This window comes from Streptococcus acidominimus, from assembly GCF_001921825.1.
GTDB lineage: Bacteria > Bacillota > Bacilli > Lactobacillales > Streptococcaceae > Streptococcus > Streptococcus acidominimus.
Map to the genome: position 1 here is coordinate 1 of NZ_MSJL01000006.1, position 19,254 is coordinate 19,254.

Here is a 19,254-nt window from a genome sequence, read left to right on the forward strand (position 1 = left end):
TCATGGGCTTAGTGCGCCCAAAAATAGGAAAATAAGCAAAAAGTAAGCTTCGAAAGCGAAGCTTACTGGAATTAATGCTTACAAATAGGGCTTACTTAACAACTACTTGAAGTTTTTAGAGGTGCCCATTAAAATTCATGATGAAATGATCGGTACCTATTTTAATTCGAAATTTGTAAGTATTAGAGAACAATGATGTTAGAATATTGTTTTGATATATTTTTAAAAGTTTTACCGATTATTTCTTGTATTGTAGTAGCCCAATTAGTTGTAAAAGCAAAAAATAAGCATTCAAAAGAGAAAGAAGGGAAAAAGTAGAGGGCGGAACAAAAATTAGTTACGTCCAATGAATTTGATTTTTATTATCCTTTACATCTTAGGTTCGAGCTACAACGAGTAGATTAGTATTAAATAGTCTGGAAATAGACTATCGAAGATGTGAGCTTAGAAATGCAAAAGCGAACAAGGCCTGTTTTCTGTTGTTCAGAAAGGTTACTTGTTCGCTTTTAAGTTTCTAGGTGTAGGATGATGACTATTTCGCTATTAGGTTGCTGACATCTAAAGTGGTTTTAAAATTAGTTAAATGTCACCACAAAATACTTTTTCTTTCCGCGGCGGATAACGGTCAATTCATTTTCGAGTTTATCTGCGTCTGTTAGTATATAGTCTAGGTCTTGTATGCGGTCGCCATTGATATAGATAGCGCCGTTTTGGACATCTTCACGGGCTTGGCGTTTTGAGTTGACCACACCTGCGGTGACAAGAAGTTCAACAATATTGAGGTTGTCATCTGCGGTCACTGTGTAATTTGGCACGCCACGAAGTCCTTGTTTTAGTTCTTTGACGGAAAGATTTTTGATATTCCCTGCAAAGAGCTGTTCGGTGATATTGAGCGCTTCTTGGTAGGCTGTTTCACCGTGGACCAGGGTCACGACTTCCCGAGCGAGGATTTTTTGTGCTAGGCGCTCGTGCGGTGCTGCTTCAAATTGCTGGCGAATCTCTTCGATTTCTTCAAGTGGCAGGAAGGTGAAAATCTTTAAGAAGCGGATGGCATCTGCATCCATAATATTCATCCAGAATTGGTACATTTCATAAGGAGATGTCTTATCAGCGTTGAGCCAAACGGCATTGCCTTCCGACTTTCCGAATTTTTTACCAGTCGCGTCGGTAATGAGGGGGACAGTAATGACATGTCCCGTCTTGTCGGCCTTGCGGCGGAGCAATTCTGTTCCAGCAGTCATATTTCCCCACTGATCACTTCCTCCAATTTGAAGGGTGACGTTGTGCAGGCGGTTGAGTTCGTAGAAGTCAAATCCCTGCATGATTTGGTAGGCAAATTCTGTGTAGGAAATCCCTGTGTCAATCCGCTTTTTAACAGACTCCTTGCTCATCATGTAGTTGACTGTGAAGTATTTTCCGACATCACGCAAGAAATCAATAAAGCTGATACTAGCAAACCAATCGTAGTTATTGGTCATGACAGCCTTGTTGTCACCATTTTCAAAATCGAGGAAACGCTCCAGTTGGGTTTGGATGCTTTTGACCCAGCTGTCAACGGTATCTTTTGTTTGTAGGCTACGTTCTGCATCTTTGAAAGACGGATCGCCGATCAAGCCAGTTGCGCCTCCCACAAGCGGGTACGGCTTATGGCCAGCTAGCTGCAAGTGACGGCAGACGAGGATGGGCACCAAATGTCCTAAGTGCAGGCTATCAGCAGTTGGATCGTAGCCTGAATAATAAGAGACTTGACCTTCTTCTAAGGCTTTTCGCAAAGCATCTTCATCTGTGGTTTGAAAGACCAAACCACGCTCTTTTAGCTCATCAAAAATGTGCATGTCTCTTCTCCTTTTTAGTTTTTCATTGATTTCCATTGTATCATATTTTAAGGCAAACCGTGTAGGAAATTTTCGTCAAAATATAAAAAATATGATAAAATAGGGAGGATAAGGAGTTATCTATGACGACTAAATTACCTAAGAAAAAGAAAGAGACGAGCAAAATCGTTTCTTTGACAATCAGTGATATAGCTGGGATTGCTTTGAGAACCTTGAAACTATTAGTAGACTTTGGTGTTATTGTCATGTTTTTGTTGGGGGTCTTAGGGGCAGGTATCGGACTGGGCTATGTTGCTAGTCTTTTTGATAGTGTAACTGTACCGAACTCCACCGAATTGGTCAAACAAGTGACCGAAGTCAGTCGGATTTCTAAAGTGGTGTATTCAGATGGCAGTCTGGTTTCGGAGATTAGTTCGGATTTGCTGCGGGCACCCGTAGGCAGTGATGCGATTTCTGATAATGTCAAGCAGGCGGTCATTGCGACAGAAGATGCGACCTTTGAAAGCCATAATGGTGTCGTTCCCAAGGCGGTTTTACGTGCGGCGCTTGGTTCGGCGGGTATCGGCTCCTCGAGCGGGGGTTCGACCTTGACCCAGCAGTTGATCAAGCAGCAGATCGTAGGGGATGCCCCTACCTTTAGCCGAAAGGCTAATGAAATCATCTCCGCTCTTGCTCTTGAGCGTGCGATGAGCAAGGAAGAGATTTTAACGGCCTATCTAAATGTTTCTCCTTTTGGGCGCAATCATCAAGGACGCAACATTGCTGGAATTGAGGAAGCAGCGCGTGGAATCTTTGGAAGATCAGCCAAAGATTTAACCGTACCACAAGCAGCCTTCATTGCTGGTTTGCCTCAAAGTCCGATTGTCTATTCGCCTTATACAGCGAGCGGTGGTTTTAAATCGGAAGAGGCTATGTCCTATGGGATTGAGCGTTCAAAAGACGTGTTGTACAACATGTATCGTTCGGGGTATATTAAGAAAGAGGACTACGAGGTCTACCTCGCCTACGATATTAAGAAAGATTTTATTGCGCCAGCTCCGATTTTAGAAGATACCAAGGATTACCTGTATTATGCGGTCTTGTCTGAGGCAGAAGATATCATGTATCGGCACTTGGTTAAGAGAGATCAAGTATCTGGACAGGATTTGAAAAATGATGAGACGGTGAAAGCCTATCAGGCATTGGCAAAGCAGAATATCAGCCAAGGTGGCTATACCATTACGACCACTGTCAATAAAAATATTTATAGCGCTATGCAGTCCGTTGTAGCCAATTATGGCGAGGTGCTAGATAGTGGTGGGGGGCTAGTCGAGACAGGAAGTGTCCTCCTCGACAATCGAACTGGAGCTATTTTAGGATTTGTGGGTGGTCGAGATTATAGCTCGAATCAGAACAATCACGCCCTTAATACCAAACGTTCTCCAGGATCAACCATTAAGCCATTTCTAGCTTATGGAGTCGCTATTGACCAGGGGCTACTAGGATCTGCCAGCGTTCTGTCCAACTATCCGACTACCTTCTCTGATGGAACACCGATCATGCATGGAGCCAGCCGAGGTACAGGGATGATGACCTTACAAAGCGCCTTGAATGCATCAGCGAATATCCCTGCCTTCTGGACCTACAAAATGTTGCGAAATGCAGGGGTAGATGTCAAATCCTATATGGATAAGATGAAGTACCCTATTGACTTGTACGACATTGAAAGTCTCCCATTGGGGGGTGGAGCTGAAACGACGGTTGTTAGCAATACAAATGCTTACCAGACCCTTGCCAATGGTGGTGTCTACAATGAAAATTATATCGTAGAGAAAATTACTGCCCATGATGGAACGGTGATCTATCAGCATGAGGCAAAACCTGTGCAGGTCTATTCTAAGGCGACCTCTAGTATCATGATGATGTTATTGAGAGAGGCCTTGGCATCTGGAGAGACTTCAACCTTCTCAGGACGCTTAGCAGCGATCAATCCTCAGGCAGCTGCCAGTGACTTGGTTGGGAAAACGGGAACCAGTAATGATACGGCAGATGTGTGGCTCATGTTGGCAACTCCTCAAATCACCTTGGGAACTTGGGCAGGTCATGATGACAATACTGGCATGGAATTTCTAACAGGCTATAACAATAATGCAGCCTATGTGGCTTATTTGACGAGTGCCATCTATGAGGTGAGTCCCGAGTTATTCGAGAAACGCTTCCAGTTGGATGATAGCGTGATTGCTTCAAGTGTCCTAGCTGCCACTGGTGCAAGACCTGGTAGCGTTCAGGTAAACGGTGTATCCATTACCCTAGGAGGTCCAATGACGACAAGCTATTGGGCGAAGAATGGAGCGCCTGTTACCGACTATCGGTTTATGATTGGTGGGACGGATGGTGATTATGCAAGAGCATGGAGCACCTTGCTTCCTCCAGAGCCGCCTAAACTAGAACCGAAATCCTCGTCCAGTAACAGTTCATCATCTTCCGATACAAAACCGTCTTCAAGTAGCGAATCCAGTCGCTAATCTATTTGTGAATGATGGGAGCTAGCCACTCGCTAGCTCCCATTTTCTTTATAGAATGATTGCTTAGCCTATACTCAAGGAAAAAACAAAATGGAACAGTAGGCAAGGAAGCCAGCACGACAAAGAGGCATCTATTGAAATGATACTGGAAATGCAAAAGGGCTAGTGTCAGTGGTTATAAAAAGGTTTTAATCTACATTTGTCATTAGTCCATGCAACTTTTACAATCTGTGCAGGGAATTTGTTTTTGGAGAAGACAGTCAGCTATTGCGGAAGTATTTTGAAAAATGTTGGTCCTTGTGCTGTTTGTCGTTTGTCGTGAAAAAAGCTGAATAGGTGTCGTGAAAGAAAGTTGAAAGTCTTGAAAAATCGTGAGAAATAGGGTATAATAAGGGCATAGTATTTGTCGTGCGTCTTGTTTGAAATATTGTCCAGACAAGGCTTACAGCAGTTAAATCATACTTGGTTAAGGAAGATTTAACTGCTCTTTTTGTGCTTATTTTTAGTGTTTTTTAGGAAATGTCATTTATTCTTAAAGATTCTAAAAATTCAGACAAAACGACAGTGTGGTCTGAACAATTAGACCTAGAGAAAAAAGAAGGAGCTAAAAACTTGGCAGGACATGAAGTTCAGTACGGCAAGCACCGTACCCGTCGTAGTTTTTCAAGAATCAAAGAAGTTCTTGATTTACCAAATTTGATTGAAATTCAAACTGACTCATTCAAAGAATTCTTGGATCACGGTCTCAAAGAAGTTTTTGAAGATGTACTTCCAGTATCCAACTTTACAGATACAATGGAGTTGGAGTTCGTTGGTTATGAATTGAAAGAACCAAAGTATACCCTAGAAGAAGCGCGTATTCATGATGCGAGTTATTCAGCACCAATCTTTGTGACTTTCCGCTTGATTAACAAGGAAACAGGCGAAATTAAGACACAGGAAGTGTTCTTTGGTGAGTTTCCAATCATGACTGAAATGGGAACCTTTATCATCAATGGTGGTGAGCGGATTATCGTTAGCCAGCTCGTGCGTTCGCCGGGAGTTTACTTCAATGATAAGGTTGACAAGAATGGTAAGATCGGCTATGGTTCAACCATTATCCCAAACCGTGGTGCATGGTTAGAGCTTGAGACGGATTCAAAAGATATTGCTTATACACGGATTGACCGCACCCGTAAAATTCCTTTTACAACCCTTGTTCGTGCCCTTGGATTTTCAGGTGATGATGAAATCTTTGACATCTTTGGTGATAGTGAATTGGTACGCAATACCATTGAAAAAGATATTCATAAAAATCCGGCGGATTCACGTACGGATGAAGCCCTCAAGGAAATCTATGAGCGCCTGCGTCCGGGAGAGCCTAAGACGGCAGAAAGCTCACGTAGCTTATTGACGGCTCGTTTCTTTGATCCACGCCGCTATGATTTGGCGCCTGTTGGTCGTTATAAGATTAACAAAAAATTGAACCTTCGTACACGCTTGCTCAATCAAACCCTAGCAGAGCATGTGATCAATGGTGAAACAGGTGAGATTGTCCTTGAAGCAGGAACAGTCTTGAACCGTGCGATCCTTGAGTCACTCGAAGATCAATTCGATGAGTTGAACTTGGTGGAATACAGCCCCAATGACGCAGCGGTTGTGGTAGAGCCAGTCTTGCTTCAGAAGTTCAAGATTGTGGCACCGACAGACCCAGACCGTGTCGTAACCGTTATTGGGAATGCTAATCCGGCAGAAAATATTCGGACGATTACACCAGCAGATATCTTGGCGGAAATGAGCTACTTCCTCAACCTTGCAGAAGGTCTTGGTAGAGTTGATGATATTGACCACCTTGGAAATCGTCGGATTCGTGCGGTGGGTGAGTTGCTTGCGAACCAAGTCCGCATTGGTTTGACGCGGATGGAGCGCAATCTCCGTGAGCGCATGAGCGTGCAGGACAACGAAGTGTTGACACCACAACAAATTATCAATATCCGTCCTGTAACCGCAGCGATTAAAGAATTTTTTGGTTCTTCCCAGTTATCTCAGTTCATGGATCAGCACAATCCCTTGTCAGAATTGTCCCACAAGCGCCGTCTATCTGCCTTAGGACCTGGTGGTTTGACGCGTGACCGTGCGGGATACGAAGTGCGTGACGTGCATTACACTCACTATGGACGGATGTGTCCGATTGAAACGCCTGAGGGACCAAATATCGGTTTGATCAACAACTTGTCTTCTTATGGACATTTGAACAAGTATGGGTTCATCCAGACACCTTACCGTAAGGTTGATCGTGCGACAGGGATCGTAACCAATGAAATCGTCTGGCTAACTGCTGATGAAGAAGATGCCTATATCGTGGCACAGTCTACTTCTCCGCTTGATGAAAACAACCGTTTTGTAGACAAGATTGTCATGGGACGCCACCAAGGGAATAACCAAGAATTTCCAGCAGAATCTGCTGATTTTATGGACGTATCACCTAAGCAGGTAGTTGCCGTTGCGACAGCATGTATTCCTTTCCTTGAAAACGACGACTCCAACCGTGCCCTCATGGGTGCCAACATGCAGCGTCAGGCTGTTCCATTGATTGATCCAAAAGCTCCTTATGTGGGAACTGGTATGGAATATCAAGCAGCACACGATTCAGGGGCGGCAGTTATTGCCCAGCATGACGGAAAGGTCACATACGCAGATGCAGATAAGGTAGAAGTGCGTCGTGAGGACGGTTCACTAGATGTCTACCATATCCAAAAATTCCGTCGCTCAAACTCTGGTACGGCATACAACCAGCGTACCCTTGTTAAGTTGGGTGATATCGTTGAAAAAGGTGACTTTATCGCGGACGGTCCTTCTATGGAAAATGGAGAAATGGCGCTTGGTCAGAACCCGATTGTTGCCTACATGACATGGGAAGGGTACAACTTCGAGGATGCGGTTATCATGAGTGAACGCTTGGTGAAAGATGATGTCTACACTTCTGTTCACTTGGAAGAATATGAGTCAGAAACGCGCGATACTAAGTTAGGCCCTGAAGAAATTACGCGCGAAATTCCAAACGTTGGTGAAGATGCTCTGAAAGACCTAGATGAAATGGGGATCATCCGTATTGGTGCGGAAGTAAAAGAGGGTGACATTCTGGTTGGTAAAGTGACTCCAAAGGGTGAGAAAGACTTATCAGCAGAAGAGCGCCTCCTCCATGCGATCTTTGGTGATAAATCTCGCGAAGTTCGGGATACCTCACTTCGAGTGCCTCACGGTGCTGATGGTGTCGTTCGTGATGTGAAAATCTTTACCCGTGCAAATGGTGATGAGTTGCAATCTGGTGTCAATATGCTGGTTCGTGTCTACATTGCTCAAAAACGTAAGATTAAGGTTGGAGATAAGATGGCGGGACGCCATGGAAACAAAGGGGTTGTCTCTCGTATTGTACCGGTAGAAGACATGCCTTACCTTCCAGATGGTACACCAGTTGATATCATGTTGAACCCACTTGGGGTACCATCTCGGATGAATATCGGACAGGTTATGGAGCTTCACCTTGGAATGGCTGCCCGTAACTTGGGTATCCATATTGCAACACCAGTCTTTGATGGAGCAAGTTCAGAAGATCTCTGGTCAACCGTTAAAGAGGCTGGTATGGATAGTGATGCTAAGACGATTCTCTATGATGGTCGTACGGGTGAACCGTTTGATAACCGTGTATCTGTTGGGGTCATGTACATGATTAAACTCCACCACATGGTTGATGACAAACTTCACGCGCGTTCTGTCGGACCTTACTCACTCGTTACCCAGCAACCGCTTGGAGGTAAGGCGCAGTTTGGTGGACAGCGTTTTGGTGAAATGGAGGTCTGGGCACTGGAAGCCTACGGTGCTTCAAACGTTCTTCAAGAAATCTTGACCTACAAGTCAGATGATGTCAATGGTCGTTTGAAAGCCTATGAAGCAATTACCAAAGGAAAACCAATTCCAAAACCGGGTGTACCAGAATCATTCCGCGTCTTGGTTAAAGAATTGCAATCACTTGGTCTTGACATGCGTGTCCTTGATGAAGATGATCAAGAAGTAGAACTTCGTGACCTTGATGAGGGCGAAGATGATGACATCATCCACGTAGATGATTTAGAAAAAGCGCGTGCAAAGGCCGCAGCTGATGCAGCGGCAGCATTTGCAGCCGAATCAGAAGAATAAGGATGAGTGGAAACAGGAGCCTTCCTGTTTCTGGCTGATTCTCTTGTTAGAAATGAAGAAAGGGATTATTAGTGGTTGACGTAAATCGATTTAAAAGTATGCAAATCACTTTAGCTTCTCCCAACAAAGTCCGTTCATGGTCTTATGGGGAAGTTAAAAAACCTGAAACAATCAACTATCGTACGCTCAAGCCAGAGCGTGACGGGCTCTTTGATGAGGTCATCTTTGGTCCGACAAAAGACTGGGAATGTTCATGCGGAAAATACAAACGCATCCGTTATAAAGGAATCGTTTGTGACCGCTGTGGTGTAGAAGTCACCCGCGCTAAAGTCCGCCGTGAGCGGATGGGGCATATCGAGTTGAAAGCGCCGATTTCTCACATTTGGTATTTCAAAGGGATTCCAAGCCGTATGGGCTTGACCCTCGATATGAGCCCACGTGCCCTTGAAGAGGTCATCTACTTTGCGGCTTATGTGGTGATTGATCCAAAGGATACACCGCTTGAGCACAAATCGATCATGACCGAGCGTGAATATCGTGAAAAATTACGTGAATATGGCTACGGTTCATTCGTTGCGAAAATGGGGGCAGAGGCGATTCAAGACCTGCTCAAACAAGTGGATTTACCAACGGAAATTGCAGCCTTGAAAGAAGAATTGAAGACAGCTTCTGGTCAAAAACGGATCAAGGCAGTTCGACGTTTGGATGTGTTAGATGCCTTCTACAAATCTGGCAACAAACCTGAATGGATGATTTTAAATATCTTGCCAGTTATTCCACCGGATCTCCGTCCAATGGTGCAATTGGATGGTGGACGTTTTGCGGCATCTGACTTGAATGAATTGTACCGCCGTGTTATTAACCGGAACAATCGTTTGGCGCGCTTGCTAGAGTTGAATGCACCAGGTATCATCGTACAAAATGAAAAACGGATGCTCCAAGAAGCAGTTGACGCCTTGATTGATAATGGTCGCCGTGGTCGTCCGATTACAGGACCAGGTAGCCGTCCGCTCAAGTCTCTCAGCCACATGCTGAAAGGAAAACAAGGTCGCTTCCGTCAGAACTTGCTCGGAAAACGTGTGGACTTCTCGGGACGTTCGGTTATCGCTGTTGGTCCAACCCTTAAAATGTACCAATGTGGTGTGCCACGTGAAATGGCGATTGAACTCTTCAAACCATTTGTGATGCGTGAAATTGTTGCCCGCGATATTGCAGGGAACGTAAAAGCGGCTAAACGCTTGATCGAACGTGGGGATGACCGGATTTGGGACATCCTTGAAGAAGTGATTAAAGAACACCCAGTGCTTCTGAACCGCGCACCGACCCTTCACCGTCTCGGAATCCAGGCCTTTGAGCCAGTCTTGATTGATGGTAAGGCGCTTCGCTTGCACCCGCTTGTTTGTGAGGCCTATAATGCGGATTTCGACGGGGACCAAATGGCGATTCACGTACCTTTATCAGAAGAAGCACAGGCAGAGGCACGTATCCTTATGCTTGCGGCAGAGCACATCTTGAATCCGAAAGACGGAAAACCAGTTGTAACACCGTCTCAGGATATGGTCTTGGGGAACTACTACCTGACCATGGAAGATATTGGTCGTGAAGGCGAAGGAATGATCTTCAAGGATATGGATGAAGCCGTTATGGCTTACCGCAATGGTTATGTGCACTTACATACCCGTGTCGGAATTGCAACAGATAGCCTTGACAAGCCTTGGACGCCATCCCAACAACACAAGATTATGATGACCACTGTTGGTAAGATTTTGTTTAATGCGATTATGCCAGCGGGCTTGCCATATCTCCAAGAGCCGACCAATGCCAACTTGACAGACGGCACGCCAGACAAGTATTTCTTGGAGCCGGGATCTGATATTAAGGCTGCGATTGCAGAGCTTCCAATCAATCCTCCATTCAAGAAGAAAAATCTTGGAAATATCATCGCTGAAATCTTCAAACGTTTCCGCACAACGGAAACATCTGCCCTCCTTGACCGCTTGAAAGACCTTGGTTACTACCATTCGACTCTCGCAGGTTTGACGGTGGGTATCGCAGATATTCCAGTGATTGATAATAAGGCAGAAATTATCGAAGAATCTCACGAACGTGTTGAACAGATCAAGAAACAATTCCGTCGTGGTATGATTACAGATGATGAGCGTTATGCAGCCGTTACGGATGAGTGGCGTTCAGCTAAAGAGAAATTAGAAAAACGGTTGACAGAGTCACAAGATCCGAAGAACCCGATCGTTATGATGATGGACTCCGGAGCCCGTGGTAACATCTCTAACTTCTCCCAGCTTGCCGGAATGCGTGGGTTGATGTCCGCTCCGAATGGACGTATCATGGAGTTGCCAATCTTGTCCAACTTCCGTGAAGGATTGTCCGTTCTCGAAATGTTCTTCTCTACTCACGGCGCTCGTAAAGGGATGACCGATACGGCATTGAAGACAGCCGACTCTGGTTACTTGACACGCCGTCTTGTTGACGTTGCCCAAGATGTCATCATTCGTGAGGACGATTGTGGAACGGATCGTGGTTTGGATATCCGTTCGATTACTGATGGCAAGGAAATGATTGAGCCGCTTGAAGAACGTTTGCAAGGTCGTTATACTAAGAAAACGGTGAAACATCCTGTAACAGGTGCAGTTATCATTGGTCCAAATGAATTGATTACCGAAGATATTGCCCGTGACATTGTCAATGCAGGTGTCGAACAAGTAACGATTCGTTCTGTCTTTACATGTAACACCCGTCATGGTGTATGTCGTCACTGTTATGGTATCAACTTGGCAACAGGTGATGCGGTTGAAGTAGGGGAAGCAGTTGGTACAATTGCCGCTCAATCTATCGGTGAGCCTGGTACCCAGTTGACCATGCGTACCTTCCACACGGGTGGTGTGGCCTCTAACTCTGACATCACGCAAGGTTTGCCTCGTGTCCAAGAAATCTTTGAAGCCCGCAATCCAAAAGGGGAAGCGGTCATTACAGAAATCAAGGGTGAGGTGACGGCGATTGATGAAGATGCTGCAACTCGCACGAAGAAAGTCTACGTGAAAGGTAAGACTGGCGAGGGTGAATACGTGGTACCATTTACCGCACGTATGAGGGTCCAAGTCGGAGATCAAGTGGCACGTGGAGCAGCTCTTACAGAGGGTTCAATCCAACCGAAACGCTTGCTTGAAGTCCGTGATGTCTTGTCTGTTGAAACCTACCTCCTTTCTGAAGTACAAAAAGTATACCGCAGCCAAGGGGTGGAAATCGGAGACAAGCACATTGAGGTAATGGTTCGCCAGATGCTCCGGAAAGTCCGTGTCATGGATCCAGGGGATACAGACCTACTCATGGGTACTCTCATGGATATTACAGACTTTACTGACGCCAATGCAGATGTGGTGATTGCAGGTGGTATCCCGGCAACTGCTCGTCCAGTCCTTATGGGAATTACCAAGGCCTCTCTTGAAACCAACAGTTTCTTGTCAGCGGCTTCCTTCCAAGAAACGACCCGTGTCCTTACAGATGCGGCAATCCGTGGAAAACGTGACAACCTTCTCGGCTTGAAAGAAAATGTTATCATCGGTAAGATTGTCCCAGCAGGTACTGGTATGGCACGTTACCGTAACATTGAGCCACAGGCTGTCAATGAAGTTGAAATCATTGAAGATACTATTGCTGAAGAATTAGCAGAAGAAATGGTATAGTCTTTAGTTTATCTTTTATTACTTCGTTAACTCGTCTTGTATAATTGAACTTGAGCTACAACTCACTGACAAAAAGATAAATACTCCTAGAAGCCAAAGCTTCTTCGTTGTATTTCCTATTTTGTCTAGGAGTTGCTTAACGCTCTCGTATCTTGAGCTGTACTATTGAGAAAAGTTACACTTTTCTTATCTATCGCTTGTCTAGTTATCAACTAGACAACTACCTGCGACTCGTTGCCTAGTATTAGAAGTAAACTAAATAACTATAACAGAATAATAATGAAAAGAGGGTGGCTTTGTCAGCCCCCTTTTTATGAACAAATTTCACAAGCCAAATCTTTTTCTCCTTTTTGAAAATCCGCTATAATATTGGACATAGAGGAGTATCAGAGATGTATCAAGTCATTAGAATGTATGGTGATTTTGAACCATGGTGGTTCTTAGATGGCTGGGAAGAACATATCACCAGCAATAAAGAGTATGATAGTTATGAAGAGGCTTTGCAAGATTACAAACGCCAATGGGTGTACTTGTCGGAACAATTTCCAATGAAGAAAAGTCGGGGTGGTTTGATGGTGGCTTTCTGGACTCCAGAGGATCGCTATTGGTGCGACGAATGTGATGAGTATTTGCAGCACTACCATTCCCTAATCCTCATAGAAGCCAAGGAAAATTTGCCCGCAGGCTTGCAACGCAAAGCTAAGGGACGAAGACCACGTTTTTGCAAAATGAAAAATAAGATTTCATAGAAAGATCGGTATATTTTGCCGATTTTTTTATTTATACTCTATAAAAATCAACATCTGGAACTGGCTAAAGCTGAAACAGTTATGTCCCAAAGGGGGTCACACTTGACACGAGTTTCACTCGTTTTATTTCCGACCTTCCCCAGTCAATTCCTAGACTGTTTGACACGAGTTTCACTCGTTCTATCTTGTTTTAAGGGAACCGGCTAAAAAGCTCCACTGGAGCTTTTTACTCAGCAAGGCGAGTTAACGATGTCAGATTTTGAGCTTTGACGAGTATTATTCAGAAAAAATTTAAAAATTTTAAAAAAATAAAACTATTTACGAATAAAGGAAGTGAGGGGGAAATATGGTTCAAAAAATAGCGCAGGAACTGATCCAGAAAGCAGTGGCAAAGCGGGTGAGTGATCTTTATTTGTTACCGAGAGAAACGTCCTATCACGTCTATGAACGGGTAGCGGATACTAGGCACTTGGTTGGCGAGTTTGATGAGGCTACTTACGCTGCGGTCATTGCACATTTTAAATTTGTGGCTGGGATGAATGTAGGTGAGAAACGGCGTAGCCAGCAAGGGGCATGTGATTATGACTATGAAGTAGGAAAGATAGCGCTTAGGCTATCAACGGTGGGTGACTATCGTGGAAAAGAAAGTCTGGTGCTTCGACATCGACCAGATTTACTGATTATTGGAGAGATTCGAGATAAAGAGACGGCGCGTGCGGTGATTCGTGCCAGTCTGACAGGAGTAACGATTTTTTCAACCGTTCATGGAAAAAGTATCGCAGGTGTCTATGCTCGCATGTTAGAGCTAGGAGTGAGTTCTGATGAACTGCACCATGCCTTACAGGGAATTATTTATCAACGTTTAATCGGAGGAGGAGGAATTGTAGATGTGGCGACGAAAGCCTACCAAACCTATGCAGCAACAGGCTGGAATCAGCAGATTGATCAACTTTTTGAAGCAGGACATATCACTGCTGGTCAGGCGCAGACCGAAAAAATTATCCTTAGTTCGTCAGCGTAAAATGATCGAATTATTTACCAACCTGCTGACCAGTGGTTTTCACTTGGTAGAAATCGTTGACTTCCTCAAAAGAAGTCAATTACTAGCAGATAGCTATACGGATATTTTATCCAAGGGCTTGTTGGCTGGAAAATCCTTTGCGCTGCTTCTATCAGACTTGCAATTTTCAGATAGAGTTGTGACTCAGGTCGCCTTGGCAGAAGTGCATGGCAATCTGGAGTTGAGCTTGAAAAACATTCAAGATTATTTGGGAAACCTCGTGAAAGTTCGTAAAAAGCTAGTGGAGGTCGCTAGCTATCCAGTGATATTGCTAGTCTTTTTGCTGGCGATTATGCTGGGATTAAATGTCTATCTCTTGCCCCAATTAGAAGAGGGAGGTGGGGCAAGCAAGCTGCTGGACTATCTTCTAATTGCCCTTCTGGGAGCGATTGCTACTAGCCTTATTTTGCTGGTGTTAGTGAGGGATTGGTATCGGAAATCAGAGAAAATAAGGGCAGTTGGGCTACTGGTACGACTTCCATTTTTAGGGAGACTGCTTCAGTTGTATCTGACGGCTTATTATGCGCGAGAATGGGGCAATCTTATCGGTCAAGGTCTGGAAATGTCTAATATTATTTGTTTGATGCAAGAGCAACAATCTGCTTTATTTCGCAGGATTGGGACAGAGTTGGGTCTCGCTCTGGAAAGGGGAATAGCCTTTGAGGAGCATATTAAGGGTTATCCCTTTTTCAAGAAAGAATTGAGTCTCATGATTGAATACGGTCAAGTAAAAGATAAGTTGGGGCACGAATTACGACTATATGCGGATGAGTGTTGGGAGGAATTTTTTACGCAGCTGAAGACTTCTATGCAGCTGATTCAACCACTTGTATTTATCTTTGTCGCTCTGATTATTGTCTTTATGTATGCAGCAATGTTATTGCCAATCTATCAATATATGGAGGTATAAAATGGAAAAATTAAAAAAGATAAGTGTCCGAGCTTTCACTCTAATAGAAATGCTTCTTGTCCTGTTCGTCATCAGTGTCCTATTGCTCTTGTTTATCCCAAATTTAAGCAAGCAGAAAGAAAGCGTTAGGCAGGCAGGAAATGCAGCTGTTGTAAGGGTTGTAGAAGGGCAGGCTGAATTATATGAATTGGAAACTGGAGGGGCAGCAAGTCTGTCGAAGTTGGTGGAGACAGGAGCAATCACGGAGGCACAGGCGAAAGCCTATAATGAATATTATGAGAAACACACAGATAAGTCTCGTACGGTCACCCCTTAGAGCCTATACCCTATTAGAAAGTTTACTGACGCTGTTTATTGTTAGTTTTGTCACGATTCTACTATCAAGTTCTGTTCGTACGGTATTTACAGGAGTAGAGGAACGGCTATTTTTTCTAGAATTTGAAAGGATGTACAAGACGAGTCAACAACTAGCTATTTCTTCTCGTCGACCAGTGGTGCTTCATCTGACAGGGACTACGATTTCAAATGGGTATGATCGCTTGAAGCTCCCCTCTACCCTGCAACTCCAACAGGAACGAGACCTTGTATTCGACTATAAGGGGGGCAATTCATCCTTGTTAAAGATTGAATTTTTAGCAAGACAAAAGAAAGTAATCTATCAATTGTATTTAGGGAGTGGGAATTATAAAAAAACAGAAAAATAAGGCATACATTCTGCTCGAAAGTTTGGTCGCTTTAGCTATTTTTTCCATGGTTACGAGCCTGCTATTAGCAGGAGTGATTCATAGTAGAAAGTGGCAGGAGGAGCAGTGGCAAAAGCAAGAGGTGCTTTTGCTAGCGAAGATGGCGATCCAGACAAAACAGGACCATCTTTCCTTGAATGGATTGCGCATCACAGTTGAACGAGACCCTCATCATCTTCGCGTCTGGCATAAGGGGGAGGAGGTGCTATCTATTGAAAAAGAGTAAGGTATCCGCTTTTTCCCTGCTGGAGTGCCTATTAGCCTTGCTGGTTTTATCGGGTAGTTTATTGGTTTTTGATGGTCTAGCAAAGTTGATTCACCAAGAGGTGATTTATCAAGAAGCAAGTATCGAAAAGAAGTGGCTTGTGTTTGCAGAACAATTGCGTTATGAACTGGATGATGTCCGTTTCATCAAGGTCGAGCATGACCGCCTGTATGTTGATAAGTCTGGGCGCAAACTGTCTTTTGGCAAATCAAAAGCAGATGATTTTCGTAAAACAGATGATAAGGGACGGGGCTATCAGCCGATGTTGTATCAGGTTAGATCTGCTAAAATCCACCAAGAAAAAGCCTTTGTCCAGATTGATATCACCTTTGAAAATGGTTGGGAGAGAAGTTTTGTTTATCGTTTTGAAGAAAAAATGTAGGGCAGGGGTGATGCTGTATGCTGTACTCATGGTTACGATTTTTAGTCTGGTCTTGCAATTCTATTTACATGCTCAGCTATCAGAAGCACGGCTTGCCTCGGCTAATGATGAAAGTACCGAGGCCTATGTGATGGCGGAATGGACGGCTGATTTTGTACGAGAGGAAATCAAAGCAAGGCGTCAAACGACAGCCATTCCTCCGAGCTCTTCAGAGCTGGAGCGAGGCTTAGGAATGAAGGGTACAGAGCCTCAAAAGGAGACAGGGGATAGGAAGCTGCAAGGAAGTCTTCGATTTTCTAAAGGACAAGCCCACTATCAGTCGGAGAACAATCGGCTCCTTGTGACAGTCACGACGACAGCGGGTCATGATTTTTTCTACACCTTCCCTTTATCTAGCCAAAAGTAGCCTTATTGATATGATAGGAATATGAATTTTGAGAGAATAAAAAGATAGCAGTCATATATCGCTATATATCGCCATAAATAGCCGTAACCCTTTGATATTACTGACTTTTTAAAAAATCGTAGCTTCATACATCATCATAGATTTTCGTAGAAAGTCCACAAAAAGGGGAACAAATTTTTGAATAAAAAAAGCCTATCACCTCAAGGGGTGATAAGCTCAATACAGGAACAAAAGTCCACAAATTTTGACGAGTTCAGCAGGCAAGACTAGCGTAGTTTACAGCTACATTTTTGGGTTGCTGATAAGACTTAGTAAGTGGAAGCGGCTGCCTTTTACGGCTTCCTACTGCCTACGCAAAAGTGCTAGGCTTTATTTATAAATCTCTTTTCTGTGTCCGACTTCAAGGGCTAGTATCATCAGTTTGTCATTTTGGATATCGCAGATAAGACGATAATCGCCGATACGGTATCTCCATTCATTGGCTCGATCCCCTGTCAACCCCTTGCCCTGCTGTCTGGGATTTTCTATTCCCTCTAAATGCTTATCAATCCATGAAAATAATAAGCGTTGTATCCCTTTATCTAACTTCTTAATCTGCTTTTGTGCCTTTTTGGAGTAATGAACATGATACATCTATAACCCTAGTTCTTTCTTAAAATCAGCATGTGAGATTGTTTCAGGGTCGGCTTGATATTCTTTATAGGCTTGCTGATAAATTTTCAAATCATATTCATCTTGGATTGTAGTTTCCAAAGCTCTTTTAAATAGACTGGAAAGACTTTGTCCTGTTAGTTGTGCATAACTCTTGAAAAAGATTTCTTCTTCTTGGTTTAGCCGTACTGTAACTGTACTCATGATACTTTTACCTCTTGTTTTTAATTCCTTTGTGTTACATTGTAACACATTTCAGAAGATAATTCAATAAATTACGCTATCTAACTGGCAGCTGTTTGCCTGTTTTGCCCTGATAAAAGCCTAGCTCTTTCCACCCCTTGCAATCATAGTAGCGTGCAATTAGTAACGCTTGGTATATCGGATTGTTTAGCTTGTTAATAAGGTTTAACTAGCTTTTTGTTGCTCCTCAATTTGTTTTGAATGTCCCTGCTTAACCTCTACCAAAGCAGACGGCAGGAAGTCGTATAGCTTCTGTTCTTTTTGAGTGCTGTTTCAAAGTATATAGTTCCTTTATATCCATTCCTACACCTCTTATGATATAATAGTTTCACGACTTTTCTCAATAGCTCATATCTTAAATTTCAAGTTTTATAGCTCAACCAAATTTCAATCTGACGTAAAAAGGTTACGTTTTGTTAAGGTTTGCGATCGTTGCGTGTGGGTTCTTGAAAATATGACTATAAGAGAAATCAAAAAGCGGTATTCCGTGAAGATGTAGGGATACCTATTCGCACCTATCCAAGGATAAAGAGAGAGGCGGTGACTTATTTTGAAAAAGCTATCAACTCCCTTTAGTCCACAAAAAGGTGAATAAATTGTAAAAGAACAAGAAAGTAAAAGTCTGAAAACCTTTGTCCATCAAGGGATTAGACGATTTAGAAAGTAACAAAGTATGAATTTTGAAAAGATTGAGCAGGCTTATGACCTGCTATTAGAAAATGTTCAGACCATCCAAAATCTTTTGGGAACAAACTTTTATGATGCTTTGATTGAGCAGAATGCTGCTTATTTGGCGAGTAATCATGAGAATGCTGTCGTTGCAGCTAATATTGATGTTTTGAAGCAATTGCAGTTGACAGCTGAGGAATGGCGCAGAGCCTACCAATTTCTCTTTATCAAGGCGAATCAGACAGAACCGATGCAGTACAATCACCAATTTACCCCAGAGAGTATCGGGTTTATCTTGACCTTTCTGTTGGATCAATTGGTGACTGGAAAACAAGTAACTGTCCTAGAAATTGGTTCTGGAACAGGCAATCTAGCGCAAACAATTTTACATCATAGTCAGAAAGACATTGACTATCTAGGCATAGAAGTGGATGATTTGCTGATTGACTTGTCTGCAAGTATTGCAGATGTGATGGGAAGCGATACCCATTTCGTCAAGGGAGATGCTGTTCGGCCGCAGATTTTAAAAGAGAGCCAAGTCATCATTGGTGATCTGCCGATTGGTTATTATCCTGATGATCGTATAGCCCAGCGTTATCAAGTGGGCAGTTCCAAAGAGCATACCTATGCCCATCACTTGTTGATGGAACAGTCTTTGAAATATTTGCAACAGGGTGGATATGCGATTTTACTCGCACCGCATGATTTGCTGACCAGCCCTCAAAGTCCGCTCTTGAAAGCATGGCTAAAGGACAAGGCCAGCGTTGTTGCGGTGATGACCCTGCCAGCCACTTTATTTGGAACACAGTCGATGGTCAAGACGATTTTTGTATTACAGAAACAAACAGATCTGCCGGTAGAGACCTTTGTATATCCGCTGACAGATTTACAGAATCCCCAAGAATTACAGCAGTTTACTGTAAATTTCAAAAAATGGAAACAAGATAATGCAATTTAGGT

The 19,254-nt window shown here is 43.5% G+C and carries 16 protein-coding genes; 13 read left to right on the forward strand and 3 right to left on the reverse strand.

Annotated features, from left to right (window positions below):
- Positions 1 to 192: 192 nt before the first annotated feature.
- Positions 193 to 318, forward strand: a complete 126-nt coding sequence (locus BU200_RS11645; RefSeq protein WP_280523035.1) for a hypothetical protein — start codon at positions 193 to 195, stop codon at positions 316 to 318.
- Between the two features lie 257 nt (positions 319 to 575).
- Here the strand turns inward: BU200_RS11645 and tyrS are convergent, their stop codons facing one another.
- Positions 576 to 1,835, reverse strand: a complete 1,260-nt coding sequence (gene tyrS, locus BU200_RS01945; RefSeq protein ID WP_075098559.1) for a tyrosine--tRNA ligase — start codon at positions 1,833 to 1,835, stop codon at positions 576 to 578.
- Positions 1,836 to 1,957: 122 nt separating this feature from the next.
- Here tyrS and pbp1b point away from each other — a divergent pair, with 122 nt between their 5' ends.
- From pbp1b to comGG, 11 genes are all read left to right on the forward strand, one after another.
- Positions 1,958 to 4,339, forward strand: a complete 2,382-nt coding sequence (pbp1b, locus tag BU200_RS01950; RefSeq protein WP_075098560.1) for a penicillin-binding protein PBP1B — start codon at positions 1,958 to 1,960, stop codon at positions 4,337 to 4,339.
- Positions 4,340 to 4,951: 612 nt separating this feature from the next.
- Entirely contained in the window at positions 4,952 to 8,515 is a 3,564-nt protein-coding gene (gene rpoB, locus BU200_RS01955) for a DNA-directed RNA polymerase subunit beta (RefSeq protein WP_075098619.1), read from the forward strand.
- Between the two features lie 71 nt (positions 8,516 to 8,586).
- Positions 8,587 to 12,216: a DNA-directed RNA polymerase subunit beta' gene (gene rpoC / locus BU200_RS01960; protein ID WP_075098561.1), complete on the forward strand. Its 3,630-nt coding sequence runs from the start codon at positions 8,587 to 8,589 to the stop codon at positions 12,214 to 12,216.
- A 392-nt stretch (positions 12,217 to 12,608) separates the two neighbouring features.
- Positions 12,609 to 12,965, forward strand: a complete 357-nt coding sequence (locus BU200_RS01965) for a DUF1033 family protein (RefSeq protein WP_075098562.1) — start codon at positions 12,609 to 12,611, stop codon at positions 12,963 to 12,965.
- A 346-nt stretch (positions 12,966 to 13,311) separates the two neighbouring features.
- Complete coding sequence (locus BU200_RS01970; protein WP_075098563.1) at positions 13,312 to 13,986, forward strand: ATPase, T2SS/T4P/T4SS family; 675 nt, start codon at positions 13,312 to 13,314, stop codon at positions 13,984 to 13,986.
- On the forward strand, positions 13,880 to 14,935 hold the full coding sequence (gene comGB / locus BU200_RS01975; RefSeq protein ID WP_083609329.1) for a competence type IV pilus assembly protein ComGB: 1,056 nt from the start codon (positions 13,880 to 13,882) through the stop codon (positions 14,933 to 14,935). Before BU200_RS01970 ends, comGB begins: the two co-directional genes overlap by 107 nt.
- Before the next feature lies 1 nt (position 14,936).
- On the forward strand, positions 14,937 to 15,251 hold the full coding sequence (gene comGC, locus BU200_RS01980; RefSeq protein WP_075098564.1) for a competence type IV pilus major pilin ComGC: 315 nt from the start codon (positions 14,937 to 14,939) through the stop codon (positions 15,249 to 15,251).
- Entirely contained in the window at positions 15,211 to 15,639 is a 429-nt protein-coding gene (gene comGD, locus BU200_RS01985) for a competence type IV pilus minor pilin ComGD (RefSeq protein ID WP_075098565.1), read from the forward strand. The genes comGC and comGD overlap by 41 nt, the downstream gene beginning before the upstream one ends.
- A complete protein-coding gene (comGE, locus tag BU200_RS01990; RefSeq protein WP_075098566.1) occupies positions 15,611 to 15,904 on the forward strand; it encodes a competence type IV pilus minor pilin ComGE in 294 nt (97 codons plus the stop codon). The genes comGD and comGE overlap by 29 nt, the downstream gene beginning before the upstream one ends.
- Positions 15,891 to 16,325 (forward strand): competence type IV pilus minor pilin ComGF, encoded by a 435-nt coding sequence (comGF, locus tag BU200_RS01995; protein WP_075098567.1) that lies wholly within the window; start codon positions 15,891 to 15,893, stop codon positions 16,323 to 16,325. Before comGE ends, comGF begins: the two co-directional genes overlap by 14 nt.
- Positions 16,279 to 16,731, forward strand: coding sequence for a competence type IV pilus minor pilin ComGG (comGG, locus tag BU200_RS02000; protein ID WP_211268952.1), 453 nt, complete (start codon positions 16,279 to 16,281; stop codon positions 16,729 to 16,731). Before comGF ends, comGG begins: the two co-directional genes overlap by 47 nt.
- A gap of 369 nt (positions 16,732 to 17,100) precedes the next feature.
- On the opposite strand, the gene BU200_RS02005 is transcribed toward comGG, so the two are convergent.
- The gene (locus tag BU200_RS02005) at positions 17,101 to 17,364 is read right to left on the reverse strand and encodes a type II toxin-antitoxin system RelE family toxin (RefSeq protein WP_075098568.1); all 264 of its coding nucleotides are present in this window, start codon (positions 17,362 to 17,364) and stop codon (positions 17,101 to 17,103) included.
- Entirely contained in the window at positions 17,365 to 17,586 is a 222-nt protein-coding gene (relB, locus tag BU200_RS02010) for a type II toxin-antitoxin system RelB family antitoxin (RefSeq protein ID WP_075098569.1), read from the reverse strand.
- A gap of 712 nt (positions 17,587 to 18,298) precedes the next feature.
- Between relB and BU200_RS02015 the strand changes: the two genes are divergently transcribed.
- Entirely contained in the window at positions 18,299 to 19,252 is a 954-nt protein-coding gene (locus tag BU200_RS02015; RefSeq protein WP_075098570.1) for a class I SAM-dependent methyltransferase, read from the forward strand.
- Positions 19,253 to 19,254 lie beyond the last annotated feature (2 nt).

Excerpts from the sequence above, each read along its gene's own strand:
- BU200_RS01965 (WP_075098562.1), top strand. The coding sequence starts at position 12,609 with ATGTATCAAGTCATTAGAATGTATGGTGATTTTGAACCATGGTGGTTC.
- comGG (WP_211268952.1), top strand. The coding sequence starts at position 16,279 with ATGGTTGGGAGAGAAGTTTTGTTTATCGTTTTGAAGAAAAAATGTAGG.
- comGB (WP_083609329.1), top strand. The coding sequence starts at position 13,880 with ATGCAGCAACAGGCTGGAATCAGCAGATTGATCAACTTTTTGAAGCAG.
- comGC (WP_075098564.1), top strand. The coding sequence starts at position 14,937 with ATGGAAAAATTAAAAAAGATAAGTGTCCGAGCTTTCACTCTAATAGAA.
- pbp1b (WP_075098560.1), top strand. The coding sequence starts at position 1,958 with ATGACGACTAAATTACCTAAGAAAAAGAAAGAGACGAGCAAAATCGTT.
- relB (WP_075098569.1), bottom strand. The coding sequence starts at position 17,586 with ATGAGTACAGTTACAGTACGGCTAAACCAAGAAGAAGAAATCTTTTTC.
- BU200_RS02015 (WP_075098570.1), top strand. The coding sequence starts at position 18,299 with ATGAATTTTGAAAAGATTGAGCAGGCTTATGACCTGCTATTAGAAAAT.
- BU200_RS11645 (WP_280523035.1), top strand. The coding sequence starts at position 193 with ATGATGTTAGAATATTGTTTTGATATATTTTTAAAAGTTTTACCGATT.
- comGD (WP_075098565.1), top strand. The coding sequence starts at position 15,211 with ATGAGAAACACACAGATAAGTCTCGTACGGTCACCCCTTAGAGCCTAT.
- BU200_RS01970 (WP_075098563.1), top strand. The coding sequence starts at position 13,312 with ATGGTTCAAAAAATAGCGCAGGAACTGATCCAGAAAGCAGTGGCAAAG.
- BU200_RS02005 (WP_075098568.1), bottom strand. The coding sequence starts at position 17,364 with ATGTATCATGTTCATTACTCCAAAAAGGCACAAAAGCAGATTAAGAAG.
- tyrS (WP_075098559.1), bottom strand. The coding sequence starts at position 1,835 with ATGCACATTTTTGATGAGCTAAAAGAGCGTGGTTTGGTCTTTCAAACC.